Below are 22,332 nucleotides of genomic sequence, written 5' to 3'. Positions count from 1 at the left end.
GTATCGGCCGTCGGGACGGCCGCCGCCCGGCGGTCGGCTAGCCTGAGATCACGATGAACCGCCTCAGCACGCCCACCGCCGCGACCCCCTTCACCACCCCGTGGGGCACCCTCGACCTCACCCGTTTCCCGGCGGACCCGCGCGAGCGGCTGCGCGCCTGGGACGCCGCCGACGAGTACCTGCTGCGCCACCTCGCCGGCGAGGCCGACAGCGCGCGGGGCGAGGCCACCGGGCTCGCCGGCCGCACCGTCGTCGTCCTCGGCGACCGCTGGGGCGCGCTGACCACCGCGCTGACCACCGTGCCGGCCACCCTGCCGACGACCTCGTCGGCCACCGGGCCGACCGCCGCCCCGGCCCCGGTGCCGGTCCAGATCAGCGACTCCCACCTCGGCCGGCAGGCCACCCTCGCCAACCTCGCCCGGGCCGGTGCCGCCCCCGGCACGGCCGCCCGGCTGCTCACCACCCGCGACGCCCCGCCCGAGCGCGTGGACGTCCTGCTGGTCCGCGTCCCCAAGAGCCTCGCGCTGCTGGAGGACCAACTGCACCGCCTGGCACCGGCCGTGCACCCCGGCACGGTGGTGATCGGTACCGGCATGGTCACCGAGATCCACACCTCCACCCTCCAGCTCTTCGAGCGGATCCTCGGCCCGACCCGCACCTCGCTCGCGGTCCGCAAGGCCCGGCTGATCTTCTGCACCCCCGACCCGGCGCTGGACCCGGGCCCCAATCCCTGGCCGCACAGCTACGCGCTGCCCGGTGACATCGGCCCGGCGTCCGGGCGCACGGTGGTCAACCACGCCGGTACCTTCTGCGCCGAGCGGCTGGACATCGGCACCCGTTTCCTCCTCGGCCACCTGCCGACGGCCGCGCCCGGCGCCCGCGTCGTCGACCTCGGGTGCGGCAACGGCGTGGTCGGCACGGCGGCGGCCCTGGCGAGCCCCGGCGCCGAGCTGGTCTTCGTCGACGAGTCCCACCAGGCCGTCGCCTCCGCCGAGGCGACCTTCCGCGCGAACCTCGGGCCGGCCGCGCCGGCCGCGTTCCTCACCGCCGACGCCCTCGACACCGACGCCGTCCCGGCCGGTTCGGTCGACCTGGTGCTCAACAACCCGCCGTTCCACTCCCACCAGGCCACCACGGACGCCACCGCCTGGCGGATGTTCACCGGTGCCCGCCGTGCCCTGCGCCCCGGCGGCGAGTTGTGGGTGGTCGGCAACCGGCACCTCGGCTACCACGTCAAGCTCCGCCGCCTCTTCGGGAACTGCGAACTCGTCGCCGGCAACCCGAAGTTCGTGGTGCTGCGGGCGGTCCGCCGGTGAACCGCCCGGGTGCCGGCCCGGTGTGGTCGGCGGCCCGGTGCGTCGTGATCAACTAAGGGTAGCCTAAGCTCGTGTCGCCGCCAGGTGGGGAACCGCTCGCGGCGAAAGGGTGCGCTCCGGCATTCGGGTGCGCGGGTGGTCGCGCGGCGGCCGGTTCGGCACTCCCTTGCATGAATGTTCCGTGATGCGTATATTCATGCTACGACCAAGGAGGGAAACTGCCATGGCATTGCGAGTCGCCGTCGCCGGTGCGAGCGGATACGCGGGCGGTGAGGTGCTGCGCCTGCTGCTCGGCCACCCGGAGGTGGAGATCGGGGCGCTGACGGGCGGCTCGAACGCGGGCACCAGGCTCGGCGCGTTGCAGCCGCACCTGATCCCGCTCGCCGAGCGGATCCTGGAGCCCACCACCCCCGAGGTGCTGGCCGACCACGACGTGGTGTTCCTGGCGCTGCCGCACGGCCAGTCCGCCGCGGTCGCCGAGGCCCTCGGCCAGAACGTGCTGATCGTCGACTGCGGCGCCGACTTCCGGCTCCGGGCCGCCGCCGACTGGGAGCAGTTCTACGGCTCCGCGCACGCCGGCACCTGGCCCTACGGCCTGCCCGAACTTCCCGGCCACCGCGCCGCGCTCAAGGGCAGCAACCGCATCGCCGTCCCCGGCTGCTACCCGACCGCCGTCTCGCTGGCGCTCTTCCCGGCGTACGCGGCGGGGCTCGCCGAGCCCGAGGCCGTGATCGTCGCGGCCTCCGGCACCTCGGGCGCCGGCAAGGCCGCCAAGACGCACCTGCTCGGCAGCGAGGTGATGGGCAGCGTCAGCCCCTACGGCGTGGGCGGCCTGCACCGGCACACCCCGGAGATGTCGCAGAACCTCACGCCGGTCGCCGGCGAACCGGTCACCGTCTCCTTCACCCCCACCCTGGTGCCGATGCCGCGCGGCATCCTCGCCACCTGCTCCGCCAAGGCGAAGCCCGGGGTGACCGGCGCGAGCCTGCGCGCCGCCTACGCCGAGGCGTTCGCCGACGAGCCCTTCGTCCACCTGCTGGCCGAGGGCCAGTGGCCGCAGACCAGCAGCGTCTACGGCTCCAACGCCGCCCTGGTCCAGGTCGCCCTGGACGAGAGTGCCGGGCGGATCATCGCGATCAGCGCGATCGACAACCTGGTCAAGGGCACCGCCGGCGGCGCGGTGCAGAGCATGAACATCGCCCTCGGCCTGCCCGAGGAGCTGGGCCTTCCCCTGAACGGAGTCGCACCGTGACCGACAGCACCGCGAGCACCGGCCGGAACGTCGGCGTGACCGCCGCGAAGGGCTTCCGTGCCGCCGGCGTCACCGCCGGGATCAAGGCCTCCGGCACCCCCGACCTCGCCCTCGTCGTCAACGACGGCCCGTCGCCGGCCGCCGCCGGCGTGTTCACCGGCAACCGGGTCAAGGCCGCGCCGGTCCTCTGGTCCGAGCAGGTCCTCAAGGGCGGCCGGGTCGCTGCCGTCGTCCTCAACTCCGGTGGTGCCAACGCCTGCACCGGCCCGCTCGGGTTCCAGGACACCCACGCCACCGCCGAGAAGGTCGCCGAGGAGCTGAAGCTCAGCGCCGGCGAGGTGGCCGTCGCCTCCACCGGTCTGATCGGCGTCCGCCTCCCGATGGACATCCTGCTGCCCGGGGTGGCCCTCGCCGCCCGGGAGCTCGACGCCGCCGGCGGCGAGGCCGCCGCGATCGCCATCAAGACCACCGACACCGTCCACAAGACCGCGCAGGTGACGCGGGACGGCTGGACCGTCGGCGGGATGGCCAAGGGCGCCGGCATGCTCGCCCCCGGCCTCGCCACCATGCTGGTCGTCCTGACCACCGACGCCGACCTCGACGCCGCCGCCCTGGACGCCTCGCTGCGCGCCGCCACCCGCACCACCTTCGACCGGATCGACTCCGACGGCTGCATGTCGACCAACGACACCGTGCTGCTGCTCGCCTCCGGCGCCTCCGGCGTCACCCCGGACCGGGACGGGTTCGAGGAAGCCGTCCGCACCGTCTGCGCGGACCTCGCCCGGCAGCTCATCGGTGACGCAGAGGGCGCGAGCAAGGACATCCGGATCGACGTCACCGACGCCGCCACCGAGGCGGAGGCCGTCGACGTCGCCCGCGTGATCAGCCGCAACAACCTGCTGAAGTGCGCCCTCCACGGCGAGGACCCGAACTGGGGCCGGGTGCTGGCCGCGATCGGCACCACCTCCGCCGCCTTCGACCCGGACCGTCTCGACGTCGCCATCAACGGCGTCTGGGTCTGCCGGGACGGCAGCGTCGGGGAGGACCGCGACCTCGTCGACATGACCGGCCGGGAGATCGTCATCACCGCCCGCCTCAACGCCGGCGAGGCCGCCGCGACGGTGTGGACCAACGACCTCACCGCCGACTACGTGCACGAGAACAGCGCCTACTCCACCTGACAGCCTGCCCACCGAGCCGGGGACCAGACACGTGCAGATCGCACCCAAGGGCGAACAGGCCCGCAACAACACCGCGTTGCCCAAGGCCATGACGCTGATCGAGGCGCTGCCCTGGCTGGAGCGCTTCCACGGCAAGACCGTCGTCGTCAAGTTCGGCGGCAACGCCATGGTGGACGAGAGCCTCAAGGCGGCGTTCGCCCAGGACGTCGTCTTCCTGCGGTACGCCGGTCTGCACCCCGTCGTGGTCCACGGCGGCGGCCCGCAGATCAGCGCCCAGCTGGACAAGCTCGGCCTGGAGTCCTCGTTCACCAACGGCCTGCGGGTCACCACCCCCGAGACGATGGACGTGGTCCGGATGGTGCTGGCCGGCCAGGTCCAGCGCGAACTGGTCGGGCTGCTCAACGGCCACGGCCCGTTCGCGGTCGGCATGACCGGCGAGGACGCCCACACCATGACCGCCGTCAAGCGGTACGCCGTGGTCGACGGCGAGCAGGTCGACATCGGCCTGGTCGGCGACATCGTCAACATCGAGGCCGGCGCGGTGAAGGCGCTCATCGCCGACGGCCGGATCCCGGTGATCTCCTCGATCGCCCGGGGCACCGACGGGCACGTCTACAACATCAACGCCGACACCGCCGCCGCGGCCCTCGCGGTGGCGCTCGGCGCCGAGATGCTCGTCGTCCTCACCGACGTCGAGGGCCTGTACGCCGACTGGCCGCACTCCGACGACGTGATCAGCCAGCTCAGCGCGACCGAGCTGGAGGAGCTGCTGCCCGACCTGGCCAGCGGCATGCTCCCCAAGATGGAGGGCTGTCTGCGCGCCGTGCGTTCCGGCGTGGGCACCGCCCGCGTCCTGGACGGCCGGGTGCAGCACAGCCTGCTGCTGGAGATCTTCACCGACGAAGGCATCGGCACGATGGTCGTGCCGGACGACGAAGCGACCGTGACCGGGGGACTGGCATGACGACCGAAGCACAGCGGAGCAGCGACAACGCGGGGCTCACCGACCGCTGGCAGCACGCCTTCACCGACAACTACGGCACCCCCCGGATCCCGCTGGTGCGCGGCGAGGGCGCCAAGCTGTGGGACGCCGACGGCAAGGAGTACACCGACCTGCTCGGCGGCATCGCCGTCAACGCCCTCGGCACCGCCCACCCGGCGGTCGTCGAGGCCGTCACCCGGCAGATCTCCACCCTCGGCCACGTCTCCAACCTCTTCATGGCGGAGCCGACGATCGCGCTGGCCGAGCGGCTGCTCGCGCTCTCCGGCCGGGACGGCCGGGTGTTCTTCTGCAACTCCGGCGCCGAGGCCAACGAGGCCGCGTTCAAGATCAGCCGGCGCACCGGCCGGACCGGGATCGTCGCCCTCCAGGGCGCCTTCCACGGCCGGACGATGGGCGCCCTCGCGCTGACCGGCCAGCCCGCCAAGCAGGAGCCGTTCCTGCCGCTGCCCGGCGAGGTCACCCACGTCCCCTTCGGTGACGTCGAGGCCCTGCGCGCGGCCGTCACCACCGAGACCGCCGCCGTCTTCCTGGAGCCGATCCAGGGCGAGAACGGCGCGATCCCGCTGCCCGACGGCTATCTGCGGGCCGCCCGCGAGATCACCCGCGCGACCGGCACCCTGCTGATCCTGGACGAGATCCAGACCGGCATCGGCCGCACCGGGTACTGGTTCGCCCACCAGGCCGCCGAGGGCGTCGAGCCGGACGTGGTCACCCTGGCCAAGGCGCTCGGCGGCGGGCTGCCGATCGGCGCCGTGCTCGCCTTCGGGGAGGCCGCCGACCTGCTCACCCCGGGCCAGCACGGCACCACGTTCGGCGGCAACCCGGTGGTCGCGGCCGCCGCTCTCGCGGTGCTGGACACCATCGAGTCCGAGGGCCTGCTGGAGCGCGTCCGCAAGATCGGCGAACGGCTGCGGCACGGGATCGAGGCGATCGACGACCCGCTGGTCGCGCACGTGCGCGGGGCCGGTCTGCTGCTCGGCATCGTGCTGACCGAGCCGGTGTCCGGCCGGATCCAGGCCGCCGCCCAGGAGGCCGGTTTCCTGGTCAACGCCGCCGTCCCGGACGCGGTGCGGCTCGCGCCGCCGCTGGTGCTCACCGAGCAGGACGCGGACGCCTTCCTGGCCGCCCTGCCGGCGATCCTCCGGACGGTGCGGGAGAACGCCCCGGCCGATGCGCGCCGAGCGTAGTCCGGGAGAATAATCACATGACCGTTCCCCACGCCGACCAGCCCGCCGCCGGGCCGACGCCGCAGGTCCCGCAGACCCGCACCGCGCGCCACCGGCGAATCGTGGACCTGCTCACCCGCCAGCCCGTGCGCTCGCAGAGCCAGCTCGCCAAGCTGCTCGCCGACGACGGACTGGTGGTCACCCAGGCCACCCTCTCCCGGGACCTGGACGAGCTGGGAGCGGTGAAGATCCGCAACCGGGACGGCGCGCTCATCTACGCCGTCCCGGCCGAGGGCGGTGACCGTACGCCGCGCGCGCCGATGGGGGAGTCGGCCAGCGAGGGCCGGATGGCCCGGCTGGCCGGCGAGCTCATGGTCTCCGCCACCGCCTCCGGCAACCTCGTGGTGCTGCGGACCCCGCCGGGCGCCGCGCAGTTCCTCGCCTCGGCGATCGACCAGGCCGAGGTCTTCGAGATCATCGGCACCATCGCCGGCGACGACACCGTGCTGCTGATCAGCCGCGACCCGTCCGGTGGCCAGGCCCTCGCCGACCACCTGATGCAACTCGCCCAGGCCAAGGCCCAGTAGCCACCGGCCGGGCCCGGACACCCCGTGCCCGGACACCCCGGGTCCGGCCGCGCGGCGCCCCGGCGCGGCCGCTCGGAACGCCGTCACCAGCCGCGCCGCCACCCCCGTCACCACTCGCTCGCCGCCCCTTCGGCCCCCGGTCCCACCGCGGGGTCGCCGACTTCTCGGCAGGGGTTTTGAAATCCATACGGTGTAGTGCATACTTATGCCTATCGCCGTAAGCCTGTTCGCACAGTTGTGAAGGAGAAAGCCGTGACCGAGCGCGTCGTACTCGCCTACTCGGGCGGTCTGGACACGTCCGTCTGCATCGGCTGGATCGCCGAGGAGACGGGCGCCGAGGTCATCGCCGTCGCCGTCGACGTCGGCCAGGGCGGCGAGGACCTGGAGGTCATCCGCCGGCGTGCGCTGGACTGCGGTGCCGTCGAGGCCGAGGTCGCGGACGCCCGCGACGAGTTCGCCGACGAGTACTGCCTCCCGGCCATCAAGGCCAACGCCCTCTACCAGGGCCAGTACCCGCTGGTGTCGGCCCTCTCGCGGCCGACCATCGTCAAGCACCTGGTCGCCGCCGCGCGGAAGCACGGCGCCACCACCGTCGCCCACGGCTGCACCGGCAAGGGCAACGACCAGGTCCGCTTCGAGGTCGGCATCCAGTCGCTGGCCCCGGAGCTGAAGTGCATCGCCCCGGTCCGCGACTACGCGATGACCCGGGACAAGGCGATCGCCTTCGCCGACGCCAAGGGCCTGCCGATCGCCACCACCAAGAAGTCCCCGTACTCGATCGACCAGAACGTCTTCGGTCGTGCCGTCGAGACCGGCTTCCTGGAGGACATCTGGAACGCCCCGATCGAGGACGTCTACGAGTACACCCAGAACCCGGCCACCCCGCGTGAGGCCGACGAGGTGGTCATCACCTTCGACGCCGGCGTCCCGGTCGCCATCGACGGCCGCAAGGTGACCGTCCTGCAGGCCATCGAGGAGCTCAACAAGCGGGCCGGGGCCCAGGGCGTCGGCCGCCTCGACATGGTCGAGGACCGGCTGGTCGGCATCAAGTCCCGGGAGATCTACGAGGCCCCCGGCGCGATCGCCCTGATCACCGCCCACCAGGCCCTGGAGAATGTCACCGTCGAGCGTGAGCTCGCCCGCTACAAGCGGCAGGTGGAGCAGCGCTGGGCCGAGCTGGTCTACGACGGCCTCTGGTTCTCGCCGCTGAAGCGCGCCCTGGACGGCTTCGTCAACGAGGCCAACCAGCACGTCTCCGGCGAGATCCGGTTGGTGCTGCACGGCGGCCGGGCCGTGGTCAACGGCCGCAAGTCCGACCAGTCGCTGTACGACTTCAACCTCGCCACCTACGACACCGGCGACACCTTCGACCAGTCGATGTCCAAGGGCTTCATCGAGATCTTCGGGCTGTCCTCGAAGATCGCCGCCCGCCGCGACCTCGGCTGATCCGCTCCGCCCGGTCGTCCGACCACCCGCCGGGCCCCCGCCCCGCCCCCCCCCCGCCCGGGGCGCCCCCCCCCCCCCCCCACCCCCCCCCCCCCCCCCCCCCCCCCCCCCAAGGCCGCCCTCCCCAACGGGGGGGCGCGCGACGCCGACGGCCCGTCCGAGGCGCTGGCCCGGCTCTCGGCCTCGGTGCACTTCGACTGGCGCCTCGCGCCGTACGACATCGCCGGCTCGAAGGCCCACGCCCGGGTCCTGCACAAGGCCGGGCTGCTCAGCCCCGCCGAGCTCGACGACATGATCGCCGGGCTCGACCGGCTGCTGGCCGACGTCGAGGCCGGTACGTTCACCGGCACCGTCGCCGACGAGGACGTCCACACCGCGCTGGAGCGCGGCCTGCTGGAGCGGCTCGGTGCCGAACTGGGCGGCAAGCTGCGGGCCGGCCGCTCCCGCAACGACCAGATCGCCACGCTGTTCCGGATGTACCTGCGCGACCACGCCAGGATCATCGGCGGGCTGATCCTGGACCTCCAGCACGCCCTGGTCGGCCTGGCCGAGGAACACCCGCACACCGCCATGCCGGGGCGCACCCACCTCCAGCACGCGCAGCCCGTCCTCTTCGCCCACCACGTCCTCGCGCACGTGCAGGCCCTCGGCCGGGACGCCGAGCGGCTGCGCCAGTGGGACGTCCGCACCGCCGTCTCCCCGTACGGCTCGGGCGCGCTGGCCGGCTCCTCGCTCGGCCTGGACCCGCAGGCGGTCGCCGCCGAACTCGGCTTCGAGCGGGGCTCGGTCGGCAACTCCATCGACGGGACGGCCTCGCGGGACTTCGTCGCCGAGTTCGCCTTCGTCACCGCGATGATCGGGATCAACCTCTCCCGGATCGCGGAGGAGGTGATCATCTGGAACACCAAGGAGTTCGGCTTCATCACCCTGCACGACGCCTTCTCCACCGGTTCCTCGATCATGCCGCAGAAGAAGAACCCGGACATCGCCGAGCTGGCCCGCGGCAAGTCCGGCCGTCTGATCGGCAATCTGACCGGCCTGCTGGCGACGCTGAAGGCGCTGCCGCTCGCCTACAACCGGGACCTCCAGGAGGACAAGGAGCCGGTCTTCGACTCCTGCGACACGCTGGAGGTGCTGCTGCCGGCCTTCACCGGCATGATGGCCACCCTCACCGTGCACCGCGAGCGGCTGGAGGAGCTCGCCCCGGCCGGCTTCTCGCTCGCCACCGACATCGCCGAGTGGCTGGTCAAGCAGGGTGTGCCGTTCCGGGTCGCGCACGAGGTCGCCGGTGCCTGCGTCAAGGTCTGCGAGCAGCAGGGCATCGAGCTGTCCGACCTGACGGACGAGCAGTTCGCGCGGATCTCCGCGCACCTGACGCCCGAGGTGCGCACGGTGCTCAACGTCCACGGCGCGATCGCCTCGCGCAGCGGACGCGGCGGCACGGCCCCCTCGGCGGTGGCCGTCCAGCTCGCCGAGGTGAAGGCCGACCTGGCGCTCCAGGAGGACTGGGTCCAGGGCTGACACCGGGTCCGGGCGGTACGCCCCGGACGCCGGGCGGTACTCCTCGCGAGGGGGCGTGGCGGGTCGACCGCCGCGCCCCCTTCGCGCGCACACGCCGGGCCGGCCGTAACCGGTCCGGCCCGGAGCCGGTCATGCACGGTATGTGCACCAACCTTCCTGTCGTCCCCTCCGCCGAGGACGTGGTTCTCGCCGACCTGCGGCGCCGCCTCGTCCGGGAGGCGGTGGCCGCCCTGCCCGGCCGCTGCCCGCAGCTCGTCGCCGCCCTCGCCGAGGACCCGCCGCCGAGCTACCGCGAACTCTCCGCGCGGCTCGGCATGCCGCGCGGCTCGATCGGCCCCACCCGCTCCCGCTGCCTCGCCTGTCTGCGGCTGGCCCTGCACGCCGAGCGTTACCCCTAGGCCCCCGGGCGACCCGCCGCCCCTTCCCGGTCGTGCGACGTGACCCTCGCCACGTCGCACGGCCGGAAGGTTGAGAGCAGCTGACACGCGGGTAGAGCGCTGGCGAACGCAGCCCTTGACGGCGACGCGATCACTCGGATACTGAGCGTGAGCGTGCCGTGCTCGCCGTGGCCCCACCGGGCCGCGCGACCGGTGCGTTCGCGCGCCACCCCGGCCAGGACCGATCCCCGGCCGGGACACCTCCGGCAGGGCATCCGGTGCGACACCCTCACGTTCGCGCGCCGGGCACGACGATGGGGAGGCCCCAGCACATGGGCATGAGCGTGATCATCTCGGTGGCGGACGCCGAGGACGCGGAGCAGATCCTCAAGCTGCAGTACCTCGGCTACCAGAGCGAGGCCGCGCTCTACGGCGACTGGAACCTGGAGCCGCTGACGCAGACCCTGGGGAGTCTGCGGGACGAACTCACCGAGCAGTACGTCCTGGTCGCCCGGCTGGGCGACGAGGTGGTCGGCACCGTCCGCGGCCGGATCGACCCCGACGGCATCGGCCGGATAGGGCGTCTGGTCGTCCACCCCCGGATGCGGGGCCACGGCCTCGGCGGCCGTCTGCTGGAGGCCCTGGAGCGCCGCCTGGTCGCGGACGGCCGCCCGGTGACCGCCTACCGCCTGTTCACCGGCCACCGCAGCGTGGGCAACCTGCGCCTCTACACCCGCCAGGGGTACCGCCAGACCGCCGTCGAACACGTCGAGGGCGGCCCGAGCCTGGTCCACCTGGAGAAGCCGGCGGTCGCGCCGCTCGCCGCCACCGCCTGAGCCCCCCGCCCCCCGCAGTGCTCGGCGCCGCCGCCATCCGGACCATCCGGAGGCGGCGCCGAGCCGCATCGCCGCAGCTCATGGCGGTTGTTGTCCGCATTGCGGACAGCGGATCCAAATAGTTGGGACGAAATCGACCCATCTGATTTACTGGCTCACATGACTGCGACGACGAAATGGACCCCCACCGGCACCCTGCCGGCAGGTGAGCGCGCCATGTGTCGTCGAATGTGTCACCGCTGAGGGCCACCGTCCCCTCCCCGGCCGCCGGCCGGGGTCCTCCCCCTCGCGCCCCGAAGCGAGACCCGGTCTGCTCCCGTCCGTGCGAGCAGACCCCACCTGCCACGGCACCACCCACCGCCTCCGCCTGCCCACCCACGGGCCGGTGGCGCTCCCTGATGACTCGTAAGGGCCACGCCGTCGCGCGGCCCGCCCGGCCAGCGGCGACGATCAAGAGGTGGCAGGTCCGGATCCCCCCTGGTGCGACACCGTCCGTCCCGCCGACCGCGACCCGGTCCGGCGGCCCAACGCCGTCCACCCCCGACCCACGGAAGCAGCTGTGATCACCACCACGGACCTCACGAAGGTCTACCGCGCCCGCGGCCGCGAGGTGACCGCCCTCGCCGGCGTCGACCTGCACGTGCGCCCCGGCGAGGTCTACGGAGTCGTCGGCACCAGCGGTGCCGGGAAGTCCACCCTCATCCGCTGCGTCAACATGCTCGAACGCCCCAGTTCCGGCACCGTCACCGTGGACGGCGTCGAGCTCACCGCGCTCGCCGGCGGCGAGAACCGGGCCGGCAAGGAGCTGCGCGAGGCCCGCCGCCGGATCGGCATGGTCTTCCAGCACTTCAACCTGCTCGCCTCCCGCACCGTGCAGCAGAACGTCGAACTCCCGCTGGAGATCATCGGCCTGGACCGCACCGAGCGCCGCCGCAAGGCCGCCGAACTGCTCGACCTGGTCGGCCTCGGCGACAAGGCCCGCAGCTACCCCGGCCAGCTCTCCGGCGGCCAGAAGCAGCGCGTCGGCATCGCCCGCGCCCTCGCCGGCGACCCCAAGGTGCTGCTCTCCGACGAGGCCACCTCGGCCCTCGACCCCGAGACCACCCGCTCGATCCTCAAGCTGCTGCGCGACCTCAACCAGCAGCTCGGCCTCACCGTCCTGCTGATCACCCACGAGATGGACGTCATCAAGTCCGTCTGCGACTCCGCCGCCCTGATGCGCGGCGGCCGCGTGGTCGAGTCCGGCGAACTCACCGACCTGCTGGCCAAGCCCGGCTCGGAACTCGCCCGCGAACTCTTCCCGCTCAGCGAGTTCGGCACCGGCCGGCCCGGCAGCACCGTGCTGGAGATCACCTTCCAGGGCGACACCTCCGCCCAGCCCTTCGTCTCCCAGCTCGCCCGCACCTACCAGATCGACATCAACATCCTCGGCGCCGCCGTCGAGACCATCGCCGGCCGGATGGTCGGCCGGATGCGGGTCCAGCTCCCCGGAGGCCACCAGGACAACGTGGTGCCGATCGGCTTCCTGCGCGAGCAGGGCCTGCAGGTGGACGTGCTCGACGCGGCGAACGGAGCGGTGGCATGACCTGGGACCAGATGCAGGAACTGATGTGGCCCGCCACCTGGGAGACCCTCCAGATGGTCGGCGTCTCCACCGTCGGCACCGTCCTGGTCGGCCTGCCGCTCGGCGTGCTGCTGGTGCTCACCGACAAGGGCGGGCTGCTGCAGAACCGGCCGGTCAACAAGGTGCTCGGCGCGGTCGTGAACATCGTCCGCTCGGTGCCGTTCATCATCCTGATGATCGCCCTGATCTCCTTCACCCGCTGGCTGGTCGGCACCTCCATCGGTTGGGAGGCCGCGACCGTGCCGCTCACCATCGGCGCGATCCCCTTCTTCGCCCGGCTCGTCGAGACCTCCGTCCGCGAGGTGGACCGCGGCCTGGTCGAGGCCCTGCAGGCCATGGGCGCCTCCACCTGGACGATCGTCCGCAAGGCGCTGCTCCCCGAGTCGCTGCCCGGCCTGGTCGCCTCGGTCACCACCACGGTCATCACGCTGATCAGCTACTCCGCGATGGCCGGCGTGGTCGGCGGCGGGGGCCTCGGCACCCTCGCCATCAACTACGGCTACTTCCGCTTCGAGACCGCCTTCATGTGGATCATCGTCGCGGAACTGGTGATCATCGTCACCGTCGTCCAGCTGCTCGGCGACTGGGCCGTGGGCCGCCTCGCCAACCGCGGCCGCGGCGGCGGCCGGACCCGCCTGCTCGGCCGGCGCGGCAAGGCCCCGGCCGCCCCCGACGAGGACCTCGTCGCCTCCTAGACCTCCCGACGTCCGCCTCCGGACGCGGCTCCCCGTATCACGCAGAAAGGCACTTTTCGTGCGCAACGCCCTGAAGTTCACCAGCGTCATCGCCACCGCCGGCATCGCCCTCTCGCTGGCGGCCTGCGGAAGCTCCGGCTCGTCCGGCTCCTCCGACCCGAACGCCCCGCTGACCGTGGTCGCCAGCCCCACCCCGCACGGCCAGATCCTCAAGTACGTCAAGGACAACCTCGCGGAGAAGGCCGGCCTCAAGCTCACCATCAAGGAGGTCACCGACTACGTGACCCCCAACACCGCGGTGCAGGACGGCTCGGCCGACGCGAACTACTTCCAGCACGTGCCGTACCTGGAGGACTTCAACAAGAAGCACGGCACCCAGATCGTCTCGGTCGAGCCGGTCCACCTGGAGCCGCTGGGCGTGTACTCGAAGAAGGTCAAGACCATCGGCGACCTCAAGGACGGCGCCACCGTCGGCCTCCCCAACGACGCCACCAACGAGGGGCGCGCGCTCAAGCTGCTCGCCGACAACAACCTCATCACCCTCAAGGCCGGCGTCGGCACCGCCGCTACCCCCGCCGACGTCACCGCCAACCCGAAGAACCTCAAGTGGAAGGAGCTGGAGGCCGCCCAGCTGCCCCGCTCCATCGACGACCTCGACGCCGCCGTCATCAACGGCAACTACGCCCTCGACGCGGGCCTCAAGCCCGCCGGTGACTCGCTGCTGCTGGAGAAGGCCGAGGGCAACCCCTACGCCAACATCCTCGCGGTCAAGCAGGGCAAGGAGAACGACCCCCGGGTCAAGAAGCTCGCCGAGCTGCTCCACTCCGCCGAGGTCAAGAAGTACATCGACGACACCTTCAAGGGCTCCGTCATCCCGGCGTTCTGACCGGCGCCCCACCCGGTACCGCCGACCCGCGCCACCACGACCGGGCCCCCGCCGCACCTCGGCGGGGGCCCGGTCGGGCAGTATGCACCAGTGGTGCCCTGACCGACCGTGTTCTGACGTACCGTCGTGCGGTCCGCGCACCGCGCGACACCGGGAGTACCGGCGAGGCGTACGGTGTGTCCACGACCCGGCGAGGAGAGACGGCATGGCAGCGAGCTTCCCCGAGACCGCCATCAGCACCGAACGGCTGCTGCTGCGCCCCCTTGCGGAGCACGACGCCTCCGGCCTGGTCGCGATGATGGCCGACGAACTCGTCCTCGACTGGACCGACCTCCCGTACCCCTTCACCGAGGCCTACGCCGCCGAACTCGCCCGCACCCTCGCCCCCGCCCACCGGCTGGCCGGCCGGGGCATCGTCTTCGCCGTCACCGAACACCTCACCGAGCGCCTGGTCGGCCTGGTCGAACTGCGCAACACCGACTGGCGGTTGCGCGCCACCGAGATCGCCTACGTCACCGCCCCCTGGGCCCGCGGCGAGGGCTACGCGCCGGAGGCCGTCCTCGGCACCGCGCAGTGGCTGTTCGAGGACCGCGGCTTCCTGCGCCTGGAGATGCGCACCGCCGCCGGCAACACCGCCGCCCAGCAGGTCGCCCAGAAGGTCGGCGCGATCAGCGAGGGCGTGCTGCGCAGTGCCTGGATAGTCCGCGGCGACTCCGGCGACTCGGGCGGGGCGGGAGCGCCGGCCGGCCCGCGGCGCGGCACCGAGAGCCGCAGCGACCTCATCCTGTGGAGCCTGCTCCCCGAGGACATGGAGGACCCGGCCGAGCCGGCCGGCGCCTGGCGCGGCGACCAGCGCTACGTCCTGCGCGACTGACCCGGCCGCACCCGGCCCGGCGGGCCGCCGGGTGGCCGGCGGGGGAGCGGCGGCCGACGACTGCCGGACATGTGTACGAGATGTCGGCGCGGAGGGGAACACACCCGGTAGCCTCTCCAGCGGCGCCGTACGCGGGCGCGGCATGTCGGCGCACCGAGGCGAGGGAGAACGGCCGCAGATGGCTGACCGGATCACGGTCATCGGGTGGGACGGCACCCCGCTGACCGAGGCCGCCGGCGCGGCGCTCGCCGCCGCCACCCTGGTGGCCGGCGCCCCCTACCAGCTCAACGCCCTCCCGGTGCCCCCCGCCGCCGAGCGGCTCGTCCTCGGCAACGTCCGGCTCGCGGCCCGCCGGATCGCCGAACACCGCGGCGCCGCCGTCGTCGTGGCCGAGGGCGACCCCGGGTTCTTCGGCGTCGTACGCACCCTGCGCCGCCCCGAGTACGGCCTCGAACTCGAAGTCCTGCCCGCCGTCTCCACCGTCGCCACCGCCTTCGCCCGCGCCGGCATGCCCTGGGAGGACGCCCAGGTGGTCAGCGCCCACGGGGGACGGCTGCGCCGCGCCGCGAACATCTGCCGGGCCCACCCCAAGGTGGCCGTGCTCACCGCGCCCGGCGCCGGGCCGGGCGAACTCGCCCTGATGCTGCGCGGGGTGCACCGCACCTTCGTGGTCTGCGAGTCCCTCGGCACCCCCGAGGAGGACGTCACCGTCCTCACCTCCGACCGGGTCGCCGACCACGGCTGGCGCGATCCGAACGTGGTGCTGGTCATCGGCGGCAACAGCGGCGGCCCGCAGGCGGGCGCGGTGGGCGAGGCGGCCGGCTGGCTGGCCGGACGCCCGGTCGGTTACCCCGGCCCGGACCGCGGTTGGGCGCTCCCCGGCGACGCCTACACGGGCGCCGGGCGCGCGGAAGACGCGCCCGGCGCACCGGAGGCGCTGCCCGCGCACGCGCGCGCCCTCGTGCTGGCCCGGCTCGGCGCCCGCCCGGGGGACTTGGTCTGGTCGGTCGGCGCGGGCAGCGGCGCGCTCGCCGTCGAGGCCGCCCGGTTCGGCGCGGCCGTCGTCGCGGTCGAGGCCGACCGCTCCGCCTGCGCCCGGCTGACCGTCAACGCCCGGCGGTTCGGCGTCGAGGTGGAGACCGTCCACGGCTCCGGCCCGGAGGTGCTCGGCGGACTGCCGGAGCCCGACGCGGCCGTCGTCGAGGCCGGTGGCATCGCGGTGGTGCGTGCCGTCCTGGCCCGTCGGCCCGAGCGGTTCGTGGCGGTGACCCGCACCCTCGCCGAGGCGGAGGAGATCCGCCGCGCCGTGGTGGCGGCCGGCTACCGGGCCGACGGCGCGTTGCTGCAGTTCACGCCGCTGCGACCGGCCGGACCCGACGGTGGCCTGGGGCTCGCGGCGGGGGAGCCCGGTGTGCTCCTGCTCTGGGGTGAGCAGATCGTGTGAAGGCGAGGTGCGGCCCACCGGTCGCCGCGGTGGTGATTCCGGGCCCCGGGCGGTGATCCAGGTCGCATCCGGACACCGATTCGAGAGGTGGTGGCGCCGGGCCGGTAGTGTGGCGTCCGGGACGGCTGCGGCGTCCGGTGGCCCGCCCGATCCGGTCGGTTTGTCGCCTTTTTGACGCGGTGCAACCCGGAACGGCTCGGAGTGTGGGCAATTCGACGGGCCGCGTGCCGGACCTGGAGAATGCCGTAGGGTCCGGTGCGGTCGTTGCCGGTTGCCCCGCCTCGTCGTTGTTTCAGATGGCGCGCCGCCCCACCCGGGTGGTGCGCGGGCCGGGGTGCCGCAGCGCGCCGGAAGGACTTCGGCCGCAGCGCCTCGGCGCGGCGGCCGCGTGTGGTTGAGGGGCGGGCCGGTTGCAAGGCCTGGCCCGTGCGGATGGGCGCTGCGGTCGGTGATCGCGTCGCCAAGGGCGCGGCAGCGGCCTGGAAGGAGCTTTGACATGACCGATGGCGGCCACGTCCCGAACGAGGGACTGCCGGAGCACCTGCTCGCCGGGTCCGACCCACTCGGCGGCCCGGAGGGCGTCGCGACCGCCGCACCCGTGCAGGGCGTCGCACCCGTGCAGGGTGTCGCGCTGGACGGCGGCCCGATCCCGAACCCCGCGCTGATCCCGAACCCCGCGGCGCCGGGGAACGGCCTGCCCGGTGCGGTGCCGCAGGGCATCGGCACGGTTCCCGCTCAGGGCCTCGTCGGCCCGCCGCAGCCGTTCGGCGCGACCGGCTACGGCGTCCAGGGCGCTCCCGGCGAGGGCTGGGGAGCCGACCCGGGCGCCCCGCGCCCCGCGTTCCACTTCCTTGACCAGCCCGACCAGCCGGACCTCCTGGACGACGAGGACGACGTGCTGCTGATGCCCGGTCCGCAGGGTTCCTGGGGCGAGCCGCCGGTGGCCGGCCCCGGCGACCAGCACGGCGTTCCCGGCACCCCGGTCGAGCCCTCCTGGCCGCCGCTGGAGCCGCCGCTGCTCGGCGCGGCCGACCCGGCCGTCCAGCAGTTCCAGGGGCACCCGCAGTCGGCGCCGCTCCAGGGCCAGGCCCCGCAGAACCCGCTCCCGCCGCAGGGCCAGCCGCAGGGACAGGAGTCGCTGACGGCGGCTCAGCAGCCCCGCCGCCCGCTGCACGCCGGCCCCCCGATCCCGGACCCGTCGCTGATGACCGGCCAGGTCCCGGTGCGCTCGCTCGCCGACCGCGGCCCGTCGCAGGGCGGCACCCCCGCCCACGGCATCCCGGTCGTCGTCGGACAGCCGGAGCCGCAGGCCGCCGCGCCCGTGCCGGCCCCGCCCCTGGCGCCGGCCCAGCCGGTGGCTCAGCAGCCGGTGGCCCCGGCGGCCCAGCCGCTGTCGGACGTGCAGGGCGTCCCGCCGGTCCAGGACGCGCCGCAGGCCCCGCAGCAGACCGAGGCCCCCGTCGCCGAGGCGGCCGCGCAGCTGGTGGACGCGGTGGCGGTGGCCGGTCCGGCCGTCGACGCGACGGTGGCCGCCGAGGCGCTCGTCGCCGGGCCGGCGCCCGAGACCGGTGCGGAGCCCGTCGTCGAGCCGAACGCCGACCAGAACGGTCAGTCCACCGGGCAGGCCCAGCCCGTGCCGGGTCAGGCCCAGGCGCCCGCCACCGGGCAGCCGGAGCAGCCCGCCGAGACCCAGGCCGCGCCCGCCGCCGACCCCGCGACGGCCGGCCTGCCCGCCGTCGAGCAGACCGCTCCCCAGGCCGGCACCGAGGAGCAGGCCGGCACCGAGGAGCAGGCCGGCGAGGCCGCCGTCCAGCCCGCGCCGCAGCCGTCGGCCGCCCAGGCGGGTCAGCCGCGCCGGATCTCCGCCTTCCTCGCCGCTCCCACCCCGCACGGCCTTCCGCAGATCGAGGGGACGGAGCCGGTCCAGGCCTTCGCCGAGGGCGCGGAGCAGCAGTCCGCCCCCATAGCGGCCGCCGAGCAGACCGAGGCTCCCGCCGTCGAGCCGGTCCCGGACACCGCGCCGGAGCGGCCCGTCGTCGAGGTGGCCCCGGAGGCCCCGGTCCCGGAAGCCCCGGCCTCGGACATCCAGGCCTCGGACATCCAGGCCTCGGACATCCAGGCCGACGTCCAGGCCTCGGAAGACCCTGCCGCCGACATCCAGGCCGCGGGCGCCGACGAGCAGGCCCAGGCCCCTGCCGAGACCCGGACCCCCGCCCAGGCGCCCGCCGAGGCCGAGGGGCACACCGGGACCGTCGTCGAGGTGTCCGCCGAGACCGCCGTCGGCACCGGTGAGATGCCCTCCGGCCAGGCCGTCGTGGTCGCGGAGGCCGAGCCGTCGCAGGAGGCCCCGGCCGAGGCCGCCGGCACGACCACCGCCGCTGTGGAGACCGACACCGTTCCCGACGCACCCGCGACCCCCGAGGCGCCCGCGGAGCAGCCGGCCGCCGAGTCCGAAGCCGGGCCCGACACCGCCGAGGCCGTCGCCCCCGAGGCCGAGACCGCCGGATCCACGGACACCGCCGGATCCACGGACCCGGCCGAGCCCGAGGCCACCGAGGCGGAGCCCGAGGCGGTCGAGGCCGGCGAGCCCGCCGCCGTGGAGCCCGCCGCCGTGGAGCCCGCCGAGGAGCCGGTGGAGGAGCCCGCCGAGCCGCGCGGCCCGGCCGCCCCCGGGTACGACGACGCCGGCCGCGAGGCCGTCCACCAGGTCATCCGCGAGCGCCGCGACGTCCGCAACGGCTTCCGCCCGGACCCGATCCCGCACGAGGTGCTGATCCGCGTCCTGGAGGCCGCCCACACCGCGCCCAGCGTCGGCTACTCCCAGCCCTGGGACTTCGTCGTGATCCGCTCGGCCAAGACCCGCCGCAAGATGCACGAACTGGCCGAGCGCCAGCGCGAGGCCTACGCCGACTCGCTCCCCAAGGGCCGCGCCAAGCAGTTCAAGGAAATCAAGATCGAGGCCATCCTCGAGACGCCCGTCAACATCGTGGTCACCGCCGACCGCACCCGCGGCGGCCGGCACACCCTGGGCCGGCACACCCAGCCCCAGATGGCGCCCTACTCGGCGGCCCTCGCCGTCGAGAACCTCTGGCTGGCCGCCCGCGCCGAAGGCCTCGGCGTCGGCTGGGTGAGCTTCTTCGACGAGGAGGAGATGGTCCGCGAGCTCGGCCTGCCCGAGCACCTGGAGGTCGTCGCCTACCTCTGCGTCGGCTACGTCGACGCCTTCCCGGACGAGCCCGAGCTCCAGCAGCAGGGCTGGGCCAAGAAGCGGCCGCTCTCCTGGGTCGTCCACGAGGAGCAGTACGGCAACCGCGCGCTGCCCGGCGAGGAGCCGCACAGCCTGCTGTCCGAGACCCTGCGCGGGATCCGCCCGCTCGACGCCAAGGCGCTCGGCGAGGCCTGGGACCGTCAGAAGCGGATGACCAAGCCGGCCGGCTCGCTGGGCATGCTGGAGATCATCTCCGCGCAGCTGTCCGGGCTCTCCCGCAAGTGCCCGCCGCCGATCCCGGAGCCCGCCTGCGTGGCGATCTTCGCTGGCGACCACGGCGTCCACGCCCAGGGCGTCAGCCCCTGGCCGCAGGAGGTCACCGCCCAGATGGTCGGCAACTTCCTGGCCGGCGGAGCGGTGATCAACGCCTTCGCCAAGCAGATCGGCACCGAGGTCTGTGTGGTCGACGTCGGGGTCGCCGCCGAACTGCCCGACGCCATCCAGCAGGGCCGGACCACCGGCCTGCTGCCGCGCAAGGTCAGGCCCGGCACCGGGGACATGACCCAGGGCCCGGCGATGACCCGCGAGGAGGCCCTCAAGGCCCTCGAAATCGGCATCGAGACCGCCCGCGACCTGGTGGCCGCCGGCAACAAGGCCCTGGTCACCGGCGACATGGGCATCGCCAACACCACCGCCTCCGCCGCCCTGATCGCGGTCTTCACCGGGCTCGACCCGGCCGAGGTCACCGGTCGCGGCACCGGTATCAACGACGAGACCCACGCCCGCAAGGTCGAGGTCGTCCGCGCCGCGCTCGCCCTGCACCAGCCGGACCCGGCCGACCCTATCGGCGTCCTCGCCGCCGTCGGCGGCCTGGAGCACGCGGCCATCGCCGGGTTCCTGCTCGGCGCGGCGTCGCTGCGCACCCCGGTGATCCTGGACGGTGTCATCGCCGGTTCGGCCGCGCTGGCCGCCAAGGCGATCGCTCCCGAGGTGCTCGCCGCCTGCATCGCCGGCCACCGCTCCGCCGAGCCCGGCCACCAGGCCGCGCTGGCCAAGCTCGGCCTGCGTCCGCTGATCGACCTCGACCTGCGGCTCGGCGAGGGGACCGGCGCCCTGCTGGCCCTCCCGCTGGTGCAGAGTGCGGCCCGGGCGATGCACGATGTAGCCACGTTCGACTCCGCCGGGGTCACCGAGAAGGCCTGACATCCGCCCGCACCGCTCCGTGTACCGGCCCGAGGGCGCGCCGGCGCGCGGAGCGGTGCCGCGCCGTACCCCCACCGCACCCTCACCCTGATCCAGGAGTTCCGCCGATGACCGCGCCCAACCCGCACCCCGGCACCGAGGGCCGGACCCCGTACCCGGTCGGCCTGCTGCTCGCCGGACGCCGCGTCGTCGTGGTCGGCGGCGGCCATGTCGCCCAGCGCCGGCTGCCCGCGCTGATCGCCACCGGCGCGGACCTGCACCTGATATCGCCGACCACCACCCCCGCCGTCCAGGCGATGGCCGACGCCGGTGAGGTCACCTGGCACCGGCGCCGCTACCAGGACGGTGACCTGGCCGACACCTGGTACGCGCTGGTCGCCACCGACGACCCGGCGGTCAACGGGGCGGTCAGCGCCGAGGCGGAGCGCGAGCGGGTGTTCTGCGCCCGCAGCGACGACGCGGCCGCCGCCACCGCCTGGACCCCGGCCAGCGGCCGCGACGCGGGCGCCACGGTCGCCGTCCTCACCGGCGACCCGCGGCACTCCGCCGGCCTGCGCGACGCCATCGTGGACGGTCTGCGGGACGGCTCGCTGGCCGCCCGCCAGTACCGCGCGCACGGGGTCGGCGGCGCCTCCCGGCCGTCGGGCGCGGGCAGCGTGGCCCTGGTCGGCGGCGGTCCGGGGGACCCCGACCTGATCACCGTGCGCGGCCGCAGGCTGCTCGCCGACGCCGACGTGGTGGTCGCCGACCGGCTCGCCCCGCGCGAGCTGCTCGCCGAGCTGCCCGAGCACGTCGAGGTGATCGACGCGTCCAAGATCCCGTACGGGCGGTTCATGGCCCAGGAGGCGATCAACCGGACGCTCATCGAGCACGCCAAGGCCGGCAAGTTCGTGGTCCGGCTCAAGGGCGGCGACCCGTACGTGTTCGGGCGCGGTGGCGAGGAGCTGCTGGCCTGCGCGGAGGCCGGACTGCCGGTCACCGTGGTCCCGGGGATCTCCAGCTCGATCAGCGTCCCGGCGGCGGTCGGCGTACCGGTCACCCACCGCGGGATGACGCACGAGTTCACGGTCATCTCGGGGCACGTCGGTCCGGCCGACGAACGGTCGCTGACCAACTGGGAGGCCGTCGCGCGGATGACCGGCACCCTGGTCCTGCTGATGGCTGTCGACAAGATCGGCGCCATCGCGGACAAGCTGATCGAGTGCGGCCGCCCGGCCGACACGCCGGTGGCCGTCGTCCAGGAGGGCACCACGGCGGCCCAGCGCCGGGTGGACGCCACGCTCGCCACGGTCGCGGCCACCGTCGAGGCGGAGCGGATCAAGCCGCCGGCCGTGATCGTCATCGGCGACGTGGTCAACGTCCTGGCCCCCGCGTTCCCCACCCTCCCGGCTTTCCCCGCCTGAGCCCCCCCGCGCCGGTCCGGCGGCACGCCTCCGGACACGCCTCCGGGCACGCCTCTGGGCAGGGCTCCGGGCAGGGCTCCGGGCACGTCTCCGGGCACGTCTCCGGGCAGGGCTCCGGGCACATCTCCGGGCGTGCGGGCCCGGCGCCGCGACCGAGCAGGTGGTGGCCCGGGCCCGCCTCTGCTGTTTGCAAAGTGCGCCTTTGCAAACAGCAGAGGCTTGGCGTGGGTGGGAGCGGAGGCCAGCAAAACACAGCCCCCCGACACACCCCCCAGCACCACCCACGCGAGATAAAACGCAACGGGGCGAG

General features: G+C 74.0%; 16 protein-coding genes and 1 pseudogene. All 17 read left to right on the top strand.

Going from position 1 to position 22,332, the window contains the following annotated elements; all coding sequences use genetic code 11:
* Positions 1 to 53 precede the first annotated feature (53 nt).
* The 17 genes and pseudogenes from ACFXHB_RS31345 (at position 54) to cobA (ending at position 22,022) form a co-directional block, all read left to right on the top strand.
* Positions 54 to 1,316, top strand: coding sequence for a methyltransferase (locus tag ACFXHB_RS31345; protein WP_380578061.1), 1,263 nt, complete (start codon positions 54 to 56; stop codon positions 1,314 to 1,316).
* 223 nt (positions 1,317 to 1,539) lie between these two features.
* Positions 1,540 to 2,568, top strand: a complete 1,029-nt coding sequence (gene argC, locus ACFXHB_RS31340; protein WP_380578060.1) for an N-acetyl-gamma-glutamyl-phosphate reductase — start codon at positions 1,540 to 1,542, stop codon at positions 2,566 to 2,568.
* Positions 2,565 to 3,749, top strand: coding sequence for a bifunctional glutamate N-acetyltransferase/amino-acid acetyltransferase ArgJ (argJ, locus tag ACFXHB_RS31335; RefSeq protein ID WP_380578059.1), 1,185 nt, complete (start codon positions 2,565 to 2,567; stop codon positions 3,747 to 3,749). The genes argC and argJ overlap by 4 nt, the downstream gene beginning before the upstream one ends.
* Before the next feature lie 88 nt (positions 3,750 to 3,837).
* Positions 3,838 to 4,713, top strand: a complete 876-nt coding sequence (argB, locus tag ACFXHB_RS31330; protein ID WP_380578080.1) for an acetylglutamate kinase — start codon at positions 3,838 to 3,840, stop codon at positions 4,711 to 4,713.
* Positions 4,710 to 5,939: an acetylornithine transaminase gene (locus ACFXHB_RS31325; RefSeq protein WP_380578058.1), complete on the top strand. Its 1,230-nt coding sequence runs from the start codon at positions 4,710 to 4,712 to the stop codon at positions 5,937 to 5,939. Before argB ends, ACFXHB_RS31325 begins: the two co-directional genes overlap by 4 nt.
* 17 nt (positions 5,940 to 5,956) lie before the next feature.
* The gene (locus ACFXHB_RS31320; RefSeq protein WP_380578057.1) at positions 5,957 to 6,505 is read left to right on the top strand and encodes an arginine repressor; all 549 of its coding nucleotides are present in this window, start codon (positions 5,957 to 5,959) and stop codon (positions 6,503 to 6,505) included.
* Positions 6,506 to 6,757: 252 nt separating this feature from the next.
* Positions 6,758 to 7,951: an argininosuccinate synthase gene (locus ACFXHB_RS31315; protein WP_380578056.1), complete on the top strand. Its 1,194-nt coding sequence runs from the start codon at positions 6,758 to 6,760 to the stop codon at positions 7,949 to 7,951.
* Between the two features lie 132 nt (positions 7,952 to 8,083).
* Positions 8,084 to 9,472: pseudogene (argH, locus tag ACFXHB_RS31310) on the top strand (argininosuccinate lyase); the annotation flags it as partial.
* Positions 9,473 to 9,603: 131 nt separating this feature from the next.
* Positions 9,604 to 9,870 carry a hypothetical protein gene (locus tag ACFXHB_RS31305; protein ID WP_380578055.1) on the top strand — a complete coding sequence of 89 codons (267 nt, stop codon included), beginning with the start codon at positions 9,604 to 9,606 and terminating at the stop codon, positions 9,868 to 9,870.
* A gap of 311 nt (positions 9,871 to 10,181) precedes the next feature.
* Positions 10,182 to 10,685 (top strand): GNAT family N-acetyltransferase, encoded by a 504-nt coding sequence (locus ACFXHB_RS31300; protein ID WP_380578054.1) that lies wholly within the window; start codon positions 10,182 to 10,184, stop codon positions 10,683 to 10,685.
* Between the two features lie 559 nt (positions 10,686 to 11,244).
* Positions 11,245 to 12,270 (top strand): methionine ABC transporter ATP-binding protein, encoded by a 1,026-nt coding sequence (locus ACFXHB_RS31295; protein WP_380578053.1) that lies wholly within the window; start codon positions 11,245 to 11,247, stop codon positions 12,268 to 12,270.
* Complete coding sequence (locus tag ACFXHB_RS31290) at positions 12,267 to 13,004, top strand: methionine ABC transporter permease (protein ID WP_380578052.1); 738 nt, start codon at positions 12,267 to 12,269, stop codon at positions 13,002 to 13,004. The genes ACFXHB_RS31295 and ACFXHB_RS31290 overlap by 4 nt, the downstream gene beginning before the upstream one ends.
* Before the next feature lie 58 nt (positions 13,005 to 13,062).
* Positions 13,063 to 13,890 carry a MetQ/NlpA family ABC transporter substrate-binding protein gene (locus ACFXHB_RS31285; protein WP_380578051.1) on the top strand — a complete coding sequence of 276 codons (828 nt, stop codon included), beginning with the start codon at positions 13,063 to 13,065 and terminating at the stop codon, positions 13,888 to 13,890.
* Between the two features lie 205 nt (positions 13,891 to 14,095).
* Positions 14,096 to 14,764 (top strand): GNAT family N-acetyltransferase, encoded by a 669-nt coding sequence (locus ACFXHB_RS31280; protein WP_380578050.1) that lies wholly within the window; start codon positions 14,096 to 14,098, stop codon positions 14,762 to 14,764.
* Between the two features lie 178 nt (positions 14,765 to 14,942).
* Entirely contained in the window at positions 14,943 to 16,208 is a 1,266-nt protein-coding gene (gene cbiE / locus ACFXHB_RS31275; protein WP_380578049.1) for a precorrin-6y C5,15-methyltransferase (decarboxylating) subunit CbiE, read from the top strand.
* Positions 16,209 to 16,704: 496 nt separating this feature from the next.
* Positions 16,705 to 20,619, top strand: a complete 3,915-nt coding sequence (gene cobT, locus ACFXHB_RS31270) for a nicotinate-nucleotide--dimethylbenzimidazole phosphoribosyltransferase (RefSeq protein WP_380578048.1) — start codon at positions 16,705 to 16,707, stop codon at positions 20,617 to 20,619.
* Between the two features lie 107 nt (positions 20,620 to 20,726).
* Positions 20,727 to 22,022 (top strand): uroporphyrinogen-III C-methyltransferase, encoded by a 1,296-nt coding sequence (cobA, locus tag ACFXHB_RS31265; protein ID WP_380578047.1) that lies wholly within the window; start codon positions 20,727 to 20,729, stop codon positions 22,020 to 22,022.
* Positions 22,023 to 22,332 lie beyond the last annotated feature (310 nt).

The sequence above is a fragment of the Kitasatospora sp. NPDC059327 genome (assembly GCF_042752535.1).
Taxonomy (GTDB): domain Bacteria; phylum Actinomycetota; class Actinomycetes; order Streptomycetales; family Streptomycetaceae; genus Kitasatospora.
Note: the sequence above shows the minus strand (reverse complement) of the source record. Positions and strands in the feature narration are given on the sequence as shown.